The 11,478-nt window shown below is 71.5% G+C and carries 9 protein-coding genes; all 9 read left to right on the forward strand.

Going from position 1 to position 11,478, the window contains the following annotated elements:
- Positions 1-328: 328 nt before the first annotated feature.
- Positions 329-2,500 carry a putative bifunctional diguanylate cyclase/phosphodiesterase gene (locus tag ACFVW8_RS12800; RefSeq protein WP_389689054.1) on the forward strand — a complete coding sequence of 724 codons (2,172 nt, stop codon included), beginning with the start codon at positions 329-331 and terminating at the stop codon, positions 2,498-2,500.
- Between the two features lie 228 nt (positions 2,501-2,728).
- Complete coding sequence (gene gatC, locus ACFVW8_RS12805) at positions 2,729-3,025, forward strand: Asp-tRNA(Asn)/Glu-tRNA(Gln) amidotransferase subunit GatC (protein WP_003966094.1); 297 nt, start codon at positions 2,729-2,731, stop codon at positions 3,023-3,025.
- 6 nt (positions 3,026-3,031) lie between these two features.
- Positions 3,032-4,540: an Asp-tRNA(Asn)/Glu-tRNA(Gln) amidotransferase subunit GatA gene (gene gatA / locus ACFVW8_RS12810; protein WP_389689056.1), complete on the forward strand. Its 1,509-nt coding sequence runs from the start codon at positions 3,032-3,034 to the stop codon at positions 4,538-4,540.
- Positions 4,541-4,545: 5 nt separating this feature from the next.
- Positions 4,546-4,779 (forward strand): hypothetical protein, encoded by a 234-nt coding sequence (locus ACFVW8_RS12815; RefSeq protein ID WP_389689149.1) that lies wholly within the window; start codon positions 4,546-4,548, stop codon positions 4,777-4,779.
- A 17-nt stretch (positions 4,780-4,796) separates the two neighbouring features.
- Positions 4,797-6,308 (forward strand): Asp-tRNA(Asn)/Glu-tRNA(Gln) amidotransferase subunit GatB, encoded by a 1,512-nt coding sequence (gene gatB / locus ACFVW8_RS12820; protein ID WP_389689058.1) that lies wholly within the window; start codon positions 4,797-4,799, stop codon positions 6,306-6,308.
- 51 nt (positions 6,309-6,359) lie between these two features.
- A complete protein-coding gene (locus ACFVW8_RS12825) occupies positions 6,360-7,658 on the forward strand; it encodes an SLC13 family permease (RefSeq protein WP_389689060.1) in 1,299 nt (432 codons plus the stop codon).
- 231 nt (positions 7,659-7,889) lie between these two features.
- Positions 7,890-10,115, forward strand: a complete 2,226-nt coding sequence (locus ACFVW8_RS12830) for an MMPL family transporter (RefSeq protein WP_389689062.1) — start codon at positions 7,890-7,892, stop codon at positions 10,113-10,115.
- A 234-nt stretch (positions 10,116-10,349) separates the two neighbouring features.
- Complete coding sequence (locus ACFVW8_RS12835; RefSeq protein ID WP_389689064.1) at positions 10,350-11,003, forward strand: hypothetical protein; 654 nt, start codon at positions 10,350-10,352, stop codon at positions 11,001-11,003.
- A gap of 246 nt (positions 11,004-11,249) precedes the next feature.
- Positions 11,250-11,429 carry a hypothetical protein gene (locus ACFVW8_RS12840; protein WP_389689066.1) on the forward strand — a complete coding sequence of 60 codons (180 nt, stop codon included), beginning with the start codon at positions 11,250-11,252 and terminating at the stop codon, positions 11,427-11,429.
- The last annotated feature ends 49 nt before the right edge of the window (positions 11,430-11,478 follow it).

Consider the following 11,478-nt stretch of genomic DNA (forward strand, 5'->3'; position numbering starts at 1 on the left):
GTCCAACCCCCCCCCTACACTGACCTCGTCCCGGGGCGACGCCAGCCCCACCCGGCAGCCCGGGAGCCCCGTTCGGCGCCCCCAACAACGCGAAGGGGGGGGGGGCTGTGGGTACTCGTCCGGATTCACCCGGTCGGCGCATAGCAGATGCTGACGGGTGGTCGGTTCGCATTCGGGCAAGAGATGTAGACCGCTGCCCCTGGAAGCCTTCTGCGGCCTACTGTTGAGGGATGCGCCTGCGGAGCCCGGCCACCGGGCGTGCCGGGCGCCGTGGCACGGAACGGAACCATCAGGTGACATCGGCACCGCCGGCTGTGAGAGGGACGGAATGAAACCGACCGAGAACGCCGCACCGGTGTCGCGGCTGCAGGGTTTCGCCGGACTCACGCCCAAAGTGGGTGCCGTCGTCGTGGCCCTCGCCACCGTCCAGCTCGCCACCGGTTTCTACCGGACCGTGAGCGGCGGGCACGCCCTCTTCCCGGACGGCAGGGCCGGCTGGTCGCTCGCCGTGCTCACCGGGATCGTCGTCGGTCATCTGGTCGCGCTCGGCCGCGACCGCTGGTGGGGCGGCACCGGCTCAGGGGCCGCGCTCACGCTCGCCGTGCTGCTGCTCTACGGCTGGGTGCCCGCGGGCCTGGTCAGCCTGGTCGTGGTCGTGCTCGTCGGGATGGCCCGCAGACACCGCTGGTGGCAGGGGCTGCTGCACGGGGCGGTGGACATCCTGGGAGTGGGCGCGGCGGCGCTGGTGATGGCCGCGTTCGGTGAGGTGCAGACCGTCGAGTCGCCGTGGCAGCCACTCGACTGGGGCATCGACGCCGTCCCGGAAGTCCTCCTTGCGGCCTCCACCTATCTGCTCGTCACCCGGGTCCTGCTGTGGTACGCCCGGTCTCCGCAGGGCGGCGGGCTGCCGACCGCCGCCCGCACCGCCCTGCTCCGGCAGGGCCTCGTCGCGGTCGCCCTGCTCGGCATCGCGCCGCTGATCTGCGTCGTCGCCATGGCCATGCCCGTACTGCTGCCGCTCTTCGCGGTCCCGCTGATCGCGCTGGACTCCACGCTCTGGATCGCCCGTGCCAGGGCCGAGGAACAGCTGCGGGATCCGCTGACCGGGCTGCCGAACCGGCAGTGGCTGCTGGAACGCACCTGGACGGCCCTGGAGGAGGCCGAGGGCCTCGGTACCCGGGTCGGCCTGGTCCTGATCGACCTCGACCGCTTCCGGGCGGTCAACGACACGCTCGGCCATCTGGCCGGGGACCGGCTGCTGCTGCAGATAGCGGAACGGCTGCGCCTTGCCCTGCCGCGCGGGGCGGAGGCCGCCAGGCTCGGCGGCGACGAGTTCGCCGTGCTGCTGCCGGCCGCGGACTCCACCACCAGCGTCCAGCGGGTCGCCCGCCATCTGGTCGCGGGGCTCTCCTCCCCGCTGGACCTGGACGGGCTCACCCTGGTGCTGGAGGCCAGCGCCGGCGTCGCCGTCCACCCCGACCACGCACTGGACGCGGAGGGGCTGCTGCGGCGGGCGGACGTGGCGATGTACCAGGCCAAGCGCGACCGCACGGGCGTCGAGGTGTACGAGTCCAAGCGCGACAGCAACACCCCGGACCGGCTCGGGCTGCTCGGTGATCTGCGGCGCGCGCTGGACGCCGGAGAGGTGGAGCTCCACTACCAGCCGAAAGTCCGCTTCGACGGCCAGGTGGCCGGTCTGGAGGCACTGGTCCGCTGGGTGCACCCCGAGCGGGGACGGGTCCCTCCGGACGAGTTCATCGCCATCGCCGAGTCGTCCGGGCTGATGCCGCATCTCACCGAGTACGTGCTGGAGACGGCCCTGGCGCAGGTAGCCAGGTGGCGGGCGCAGGGGCTGTTCGTCCCGGTCGCGGTCAACGTCTCCCCGCGCGATGTGCACACCCCGGGGTTCGCGGGAAGCGTCGCGGCCCGGCTGGCCCGGCACGGCGTCCCGGCCGGCGCGCTCCAGCTGGAGATAACGGAGCACGTGCTGCTGGAGGACCCGCAACGGGCCGCGGACACCCTGGCCGGGCTGACCGGCCACGGCGTGAAGATGTCCCTGGACGACTTCGGTACGGGGTACTCCTCGCTCGTCCACCTGCGCCGGCTCCCGGTCAGCGAGCTCAAGATCGACCGGTCCTTCGTGGCCCGCCTCGCCATCGACCACGAGGACGCGGAGATCGTCCGCTGCACGATCGACCTGGCTCATTCGCTCGGTCTGCTGGTGGTGGCCGAGGGTGTCGAGGACGACGAGACCTGGGAGCGGCTGCGGGATCTGCGCTGCGACGCGGTGCAGGGGTGGCTGGTGGCGGCCGCGATGCCGCCGCAGGAGACGACCGCGTGGCTGCGGGCGCGGGGCGAGCACGGCTGGCGGCGGCCGGCGGAGCTGGCCGCGGCTGCGGCTGCCGCCGCGGCTTCGGCGAGTGCCCCCGCTGCCGCGACGCCCGAGCTGGAGCAGCGGCCCTCCGGGCGGACGGTCGACTCGCGGCCCGCGGCGACGTAGCGCGGGGACGCGGGGCCGGGGGCCGCGGTGGGGTGACCGGAGGCGCCCGGTGGCCGCTTTGTCCTCAATCGCCGGACGGGCTCGATTTCGGTGCCGCCCGGTATCGGTCCCGGTGGGACGGGGCTGATCCCGCCTTGCTGAGCAGGCGTTCCCCGGGTGGCCATGGCTGGTGCGGGGGACACCATAGGATTGGGCCAAAACCACACACCAACCCCTGAGGATCGCTGCATGCCTGGCATCACGCGCGAGGAGGTCGCCCACCTCGCCCGGCTGGCGCGTCTGGAGCTGAAGGGCGAAGAGCTCGATCACTTCGCCGGTCAGCTCGACGACATCATCGGCGCGGTCGCCCGCGTCTCCGAGGTCGCCGACCAAGACGTACCGCCGACCTCCCATCCGCTGCCGCTGACCAACGTCATGCGGGCGGACGAGGTCCGTCCCTCGCTCACCCCCGCGCAGGCGCTCTCCGGCGCCCCGGCCCAGGAGCAGCAGCGTTTCAAGGTGCCGCAGATCCTGGGGGAGGACTAAAAAGCCATGACGGACATCAGCACCATCATCAAGCTCACCGCCGCCGAGACCGCCGCGAAGATCGCTTCCGGAGAGCTCACGGCCGTCGAGGTCACCGAGGCCCACCTGGCCCGGATCGAGGCCGTCGACGAGAAGGTCCACGCCTTCCTGCACGTCGACCGCGAAGGCGCGCTCGCGCAGGCCCGGGCCGTCGACGCGAAGAGGGACGCGGGCGAGAAGCTCGGCCCGCTGGCCGGCGTCCCGCTCGCGCTCAAGGACATCTTCACCACGCAGGACATGCCGACGACCGTCGGCTCGAAGATCCTCGAGGGCTGGGTCCCGCCGTACGACGCGACCGTCACCAAGCGGCTGAAGGCCGCCGACGTCGTCATCCTCGGCAAGACCAACATGGACGAGTTCGCCATGGGGTCCTCCACCGAGAACAGCGCCTACGGCCCGACCGGCAACCCGTGGGACCTCACCCGCATCCCGGGCGGCTCCGGCGGCGGCTCCTCGGCCGCGCTCGCCTCCTTCGAGGCCCCGCTCGCCATCGGCACGGACACCGGCGGCTCGATCCGCCAGCCCGCCGCCGTCACCGGCACCGTCGGCGTCAAGCCCACCTACGGCGGCGTCTCCCGTTACGGCATGGTGGCGTTCTCCTCCTCGCTCGACCAGGGCGGGCCCTGCGCCCGTACGGTTCTGGACGCGGCGCTGCTGCACGAGGCCATCGCCGGACACGACCCGCTCGACTCGACGTCCATCGACGCCCCGGTCCCGCCGGTCGTCGAGGCGGCGCGCAACGGGTCCGTCCAGGGCATGCGCGTCGGCGTCGTCAAGCAGTTCTCCGGCGAGGGCTACCAGGCAGGTGTCGTCCAGCGCTTCAACGAGTCGGTCGAGCTGCTGAAGTCGCTCGGCGCCACGGTCGTCGAGCTGGACTGCCCGTCCTTCGACCTCGCCCTTTCGGCGTACTACCTCATCGCGCCGTCCGAGTGCTCCTCGAACCTCGCCCGCTTCGACGCCATGCGCTACGGCCTGCGGGTCGGCGACGACGGCACGAAGTCCGCCGAGGACGTCACCGCGCTCACCCGCGAGGCCGGCTTCGGCGACGAGGTCAAGCGCCGCATCATCCTCGGTACGTACGCGCTGAGCTCCGGCTACTACGACGCGTACTACGGCTCGGCGCAGAAGGTCCGCACCCTGATCACGCGGGACTTCGAGAAGGCCTTCGGAGAAGGCGGCGTCGATGTGATCGTCTCCCCGACGACGCCCACCACCGCCTTCCCGATCGGCGAGCGCGCCGACGACCCGATGGCGATGTACCTCGCGGACCTGTGCACCATCCCGACCAACCTGGCCGGCAACGCCGCCATGTCGCTTCCCTGCGGACTGGCGCCGGAGGACGGCCTGCCGGTCGGGCTGCAGATCATCGCCCCCGCCATGAAGGACGACCGGCTGTACAAGGTCGGAGCCGCCGTCGAGGCCGCATTCGTGGAAAAGTGGGGACACCCGCTGCTTGAGGAGGCTCCGTCACTGTGAGTGCAATGGCAAAGAAGGCCAAGAACTTCAAGAAGTCCAAGACCGGCGCGTACGTGTCCATGGGTACCACCGCCTTCGGTGCGCTGAGCGTGTTCAAGCAGGTGAAGATGGCCCGCCAGGACAACGACACTCTGCGTCTGATCGACGCCGCCGTATCCGCCGCCGCCATCGTCACCGGCCTCGCGATCCTCTATCGCGAACTGAAGCGTCTCGGCGACGACGACGTCCTGCTGGGCTGAGAGGGAAAGTTTTCACCGTGACTGCTGTCATTGACCTGGAGTCGTACGAGGACGCCCTCGCGACGTACGACCCCGTCATGGGCCTTGAGGTCCATGTGGAGCTCGGCACCAAGACCAAGATGTTCTGCGGCTGCTCCACCGAGCTCAAGCAGGACGCCAACTCCCAGACCTGCCCGGTCTGTCTCGGACTGCCCGGCGCGCTGCCGGTCGTCAACGAGATCGGCGTCGAGTCCGCCATCAAGATCGGTCTCGCGCTGAACTGCGAGATCGCCGAGTGGTGCCGCTTCGCCCGGAAGAACTACTTCTATCCGGACATGCCGAAGAACTTCCAGACCTCCCAGTACGACGAGCCGATCGCCTTCGACGGCTATCTGGACGTCCAGCTGGAGGACGGGGAGATCTTCCGGGTGCAGATCGAGCGCGCCCACATGGAGGAGGACACCGGCAAGTCGACCCACGTCGGCGGTGCCACCGGCCGTATCCACGGCGCGTCCCACTCGCTGCTCGACTACAACCGCGCGGGCATCCCGCTCATCGAGATCGTCACCAAGCCGATCGAGGGAGCGGGCGCCCGGGCCCCCGAGGTCGCCAAGGCGTACGTCGCCGAGCTGCGCGAGCTCATCAAGGCGCTCGGCGTCTCGGAGGCCCGGATGGAAATGGGCCAGATGCGCTGCGACGTCAACCTGTCGCTGCGCCCGCACGGCCGGGAGAAGTTCGGCACCCGTTCCGAGACGAAGAACGTGAACTCGCTGCGTTCCGTCGAGCGGGCCGCCCGCTTCGAGATCCAGCGCCACGCCGCGGTGCTGAACTCCGGCGGCACGATCGTGCAGGAGACCCGGCACTTCCACGAGGAGGACGGCTCCACCACGGCCGGCCGCATCAAGGACAACGCCGAGGACTACCGCTACTTCCCGGAGCCCGACCTGGTACCGGTCGCCCCGGCCCGCACCTGGGTCGAGGAACTGCGGGGCGGCCTCCCCGAGCTGCCGCGGCTGCGCCGCGCCCGGCTCAAGGAGGAGTGGGGCGTCAACGAGCACGACATGCAGTCCATCCTCAACGCGGGCGCGGTCGACCTGATCGTCGCCACGACCGAGGCGGGCGCGCCCTCGGACCAGGCCCGCAAGTGGTGGATGGGCGAGCTGGCCCGTAACGCCAACGAGACGGGCCGGGGCCTGGACGAGCTGGGCGTCACCCCCGCGCAGGTCGCCAGGGTCGCCGAGCTCGTCGCCTCGGGCGACCTCAACGACAAGCTGGCCCGTCAGGTCCTGGAGGGTGTTCTCGCGGGCGAGGGCGACCCGGACACCGTCGTCGAGAAGCGCGGCCTGAAGGTCGTCTCCGACGAGGGTGCGCTGTCCACGGCCGTCGACGAGGCCATCGCGGGCAACGCCGCCATCGCGGACAAGATCCGTGGCGGCAAGGTCGCCGCAGCCGGCGCGCTCGTCGGCGCCGTCATGAAGGCCACCCGCGGCCAGGCGGACGCGGCGCGGGTGCGTGAGCTGATCCTGGAGAAGCTCGGCGTCGAGGGCTGAGCCCGTCCCTCCCGTACGTCCTCAGGGGGGCGGTGCATCCGGTGCCACCGGGTGTGCCGCCCCCTTTTCACCGCTCCGGAGAGCCCACTGAACGCCGTCACCGCCGAGATCGTCTCCGTCGCTCTCCTGCTGGGGGTGCTGGCGTTCGCCGTCGTACGCCCCCGGGGTCTGCCCGAGGCGACCGTCGCCGTACCCGCCGCGGTACTGGTGATCGCGGTCGGCGCCGTCTCCTGGCCCCAGGCCCGGTCCCAGGTGAGCAGCCTGCTGCCGGTCGTCGGCTTCCTCGCCGCGATCCTGGTGCTGGCGCAGCTCTGCGCCGACGAGGGGCTCTTCACCGCCGCGGGCGACCTGGTCGCCCGCCTCTGCGGCGGGCGGACCGGTCCGCTGCTGGGTGGCGTCTTCGTCGTCGCCTCCGTGATCACGGCGGTGCTCAGTCTGGATGCCACCGTGGTCCTGCTGACGCCCGTCGTCCTCGCGACCGCGGCCCGCGTCGGAGCCCGGCCCCGCCCATACGTGTACGCGTGCGCGCACCTCGCCAACTCCGCGTCGCTGCTGCTGCCCGTATCGAATCTGACGAACCTGCTGGCGTTCACGGCCAGCGGCCTCTCCTTCACCCGCTTCGCCGCGCTGATGACGCTCCCCTGGCTGGCGGCGATCGCCGTCGAGTACGTGGCCTTCCGCCGGTTCTTCGCGGCCGATCTGGCGGCGGCCGGAGCGCACCCGCCGAAACCGGACGACGACCGGCCCGGCTTCCCCGTCTTCACCCTGGTCGTCCTGGTGCTGACCCTGTGCGGATTCGTCGTGACCTCGTTCGCGGGCGCGGAGCCGCTGTGGGCGGCGCTGGCGGGCGCCGCCGTACTGGCCGTCCGGGCGCTGGCGAAACGGGAGACCACGGTGAAGGGGCTGGCACACTCCGCCAACGTGCCGTTCTGTCTGTTCGTCCTCGCTCTGGGCGTCGTCGTCAAGGCGGTCGTCGACCACGGCCTGGGCGCCGGCATCGACCGGCTCCTCCCGGGCGGCTCCTCGCTGCCGGCGCTGCTGGCGGTGGCCGTGGTGGCGGCCGTGCTCGCCAACCTGATCAACAACCTGCCGGCGATCCTCGCCCTGCTCCCGGTCGTCGCGGCGGCCGGCCCGGGGCCGCTGCTGGCAGCGCTGATCGGGGTGAACCTCGGGCCGAACCTCACATACGTCGGTTCGCTCGCCACCCTGCTGTGGCGCCGCATCCTGCACAAGCACGACGCGGCGCCGGAGCTCGGCCACTTCACCAGACTCGGGCTGCTGACCGTACCGGCGACGCTGGCGGTGTCGACGGTCGCGCTCTGGGGGGCGCTGCGGGTGATCGGGGTCTGACCGGGAGGCCGTCGGACCCGGCTCCGCCCGGGGCACCCGCCCTCCGTGCCACCGCCGTACGGCCGAGGCGATGTCGCTCATATGAGGATCCATCCCCTGTGAGTAAGGCCACGAATCGGGCAAATAATCACAGTTGGCTGTCAGAGTGACGGTTCTCAAGGTCATGCGTTCTCTTGCGGACGGTTCTGTCGAGCCGTCGCAGAGACCACGAACCCGCAGGGAGTACGTCCCTTGGCAGCCATCGCCCGCTGGTGCATCGCGCACCGCCTCGTCGCCGTCCTCATCTGGCTGCTCGCCCTCGGCGGCACGGCCGCCGCCGCGGCGTTCGCGGGGAGCGCGTACACCAACGACTACGAGGCGCCGGGCACCGAATCCGGCAAGGCCGCCGCGCTGTTGAAGAGCGGCTTCACGGATCTCGGCGGTGACACCGACACCATCGTCTGGCACACCGACGACTCCACCGTGCGGGCGGCCGATGTCGAACAGCGGATGACCAGGACCCTGCACGCGGTCGAACGGCTGCCGGGTGTCGGCGCGGTCGAGGGGCCCTACACCCAGGCGGGCGCCGGACAGATCAGCGCGGACGCCCGGACCGCCTACGCCACGGTCACCTTCGACCGGCAGGCCGACGACGTACCGGCGGAACAGGCCGAGGCGGTCGTCCGTACCGCGAAGGCCGCCGCGGGTGAACACCTGCGGGTCGAGCTCGGCGGCTCGGCCGTCGCCCTCACCGAGGCACCCGGCGCACACCTCAGCGAGGCCGTCGGCGTCGTCGTCGCAGCCGGCGTGCTCTTCCTCGCCTTCGGCTCACTCGCCGCCAGCATGCTGCCCATCGCCACCGCCCTGGTCTCCGTCGGAACGGCCTACGCGGGCATCGTGCTGCTCGGACACGTGATGACCGTCGCCGACTTCGCCCCGATGCTCGGCATGCTCGTCGGGCTCGGGGTCGGCATCGACTACGCCCTGTTCATCGTCACCCGGCACCGCCGAGGGCTGCGGCGCGGCATGTCCGTCCCCGAGGCGGCGCAGCACGCGGTCGCCACCACGGGACGGGCGGTCGTCTTCGCCGGGGCCACCGTCTGCGTCGCCCTGCTGGGCATGCTGATCCTGCGGCTGAGCTTCCTCAACGGTGTCGCGGTCGCCGCCTCGCTCACCGTCCTGCTGACCGTCGTGGCCTCCGTGACCCTGCTGCCGGCCCTGCTGTCCCTCATCGGTCTGCGGGCGCTGGGCGGGCGCGAGCGCAGACAACTGGCCGCGCACGGCCCGCAGCCGGCCCTGCCCACCGGGTTCGCCGCCCGCTGGTCCGCCTTCGTCGAGCGGCACCCCAAGCTGCTCGGCGCAGTCGCGGCGGCGGTGATGCTGGTCCTGGCCGTGCCCACCTTCTCGCTCCACCTGGGCAGCTCGGACCAGGGGAACAACGCGAAGTCCACCACCACCCGGCAGGCGTACGACCTGCTGGGACACGGATTCGGCCCCGGCGTCAACGGACCGCTGACCATCGCCGCACAGCTCGACGGCGCCGACGACCGGCTGGCGATGGACGCGCTGCCCGCGACGCTGCGCACCACCGACGGCGTCGCCTGGGCCTACCCGGTCGCGTACAACTCCAGCGGCGACACCGCGTACGTCACCGTCGTCCCGGACTCGGCGCCGCAGTCCCAGCGGACCAGTGAGCTCGTCGACCGGCTGCGCGCGGACGTCCTGCCGAGGGCGGCCGACAACACCTCGCTCCGGACACATGTGGGCGGCGTGACGGCCAGCTACGACGACTTCGCGCAGATCATCATCGGCAAACTCCCGCTCTTCGTCGGCGTCGTCATAGGGCTCGGCTGTCTGCTCCTGCTGATGGCCTTCCGCTCGGTCGGCATCCCGCTCAAGGCGGCGGCGATGAACGTGGCGGCGGTCGCCTCCTCCTTCGGCGTGGTCGTCGCGGTCTTCCAGTGGGGGTGGGGGAGCGACCTGCTGGGACTCGGCAGCGCAGGCCCCATCGAACCGTTCCTGCCGGTGATCATGGTTTCCGTGCTCTTCGGCCTCTCCATGGACTACCAGGTGTTCCTGGTCGGCCGGATGTACGAGGAGTGGCTGGAGACCGGCGACAACCGGCGGGCGGTCCGGGTCGGCCTCGCCGAGACCGGCCGGGTGATCAACTCGGCTGCGGTGATCATGATTTCGGTCTTCCTCGCCTTCGTGCTCAGTGGCGACCGGGTCATCGCGATGTTCGGTATCGCGCTCGCGGCGGCCGTCGCCCTGGACGCCTTCGTCCTGCGTACGCTGCTGGTGCCCGCACTGATGCATCTGCTGGGCGGGGCGAACTGGTGGCTGCCGGGCTGGCTGGACCGCAGACTGCCGCGGCTCAGCATCGAACCCCCCGGCTGCCGGGCACCGCACGCGAGGATCCCCGGGGCGGGCGCGAGCAAGGACCAGGAATCCGTACCGGCCGCGCAACGCGTCCACTGACGAGCGCGGACCGTGATGTGGGACGCGACAGCTCTGAGCCGCGGTGGGAGACGCGACAGTTCCGAGCCGCGGTGGGAGACGCGACAGCGTGGAGCCGCGGTGTGAGACATGACTCGGTGATCCGGTCCCGGCCGGTCCGGAAAGGCGCGCCCGGCAGGGCTGAGCCGGGCCGGGGGAGCGGGGCCTTGCCCGGCGTTAAGAAGGTTCTCATCCGGGCCCCCTAGCGTGCGGCAGATGAACTCCTCCACTCCCACTACTCCCACAGCTCCCGTCGCCGAGGGCGACGGAGAGGACACGACGGCGAAGGCCGTCACCGACACCGCCGGGACGAAGGACGCGGCGGAGCGCAACGACAAGACGGCCACCGGCCGGGACGCGGCCACGCCCGCGGCGGACGCGGACACCGACGCGGACCTGGACCCGGCGGAGCAGGACCTCGATTCCGACCTGGCCGACGAGTCCGACCGGCAGTCCGCGGGTCTCGGCACCGCCGCAGCGGCCGTCGTCTCCGTGGGCCTGGGCATCGTCGGGCTCTCCGGCGCCTGGAGCGGCCGGGTCGCAGCGGAGCGCGAGACGCTGATCGGACAGATCAAGACCTCCTCCGGCGGCTCCGCTGCGCAGCAGATCTCCGAGATCTACGGCGACGCCTGGCACTCCACCGCACTGGTCAACGGCATCTTCGGGCTGGTCGCGCTGCTGGTCGGCGTCTACGTGCTGGTCCGGCCCGCGTTCGGCACCCCCTCCGTCCACCCGCAGGCCGGCTGGGTCCGCGCGGTGGCCAAGGGCGGAATCGCGCTCGGTGTGCTCGGCGTGCTGATCTCCCTGGGCATGTACTTCGACCTCATCGTCGCCCTGCCCACAGCGGCCGCGCCGGCGGCGGGAAGCTGACTCCGGGCAGGTGACTCCGGGCAGGCAACCCGCCTCCCGTACGGCGGCTGCCGGCGCGGCCTAAGGCATCTGCGGTCATGCGCACCGCACTTGTGCGGTGGCGTAGGCACCCGCCTAAGGCCCCGGCCCGTCGAAGATGCGGAACTCGCCCGATGCGGCGGCACCCCCTGGGGGACGAAAGTGGTGGCACGGCAGACGAACTGCCGCCACCGGGCCCGAAAGGCCCTCGTCACCAGGGGGAATCGCATGTACGCGCTGGAACTCCACAAGATCGTGCAGGCCGACCTGATCCGCCGCGCCGACAACGAGCGGCTCCTCCGGGAGGCACGTCGAGCCCGCCGCGCCGCCCGCGGTACGGCACGCGAGGACCGCGAGAGGAAGGTGAGCGCGGACGGGGGCCGGGAACGCTTCGCGCACGCCGCGTAGGGCCGAAAGGCAGTGTCTGTCCGGCTTCCGGGATCCGCGTTGTCGGACC

It is taken from the genome of Streptomyces sp. NPDC058221 (assembly GCF_042882365.1).
GTDB lineage: Bacteria > Actinomycetota > Actinomycetes > Streptomycetales > Streptomycetaceae > Streptomyces.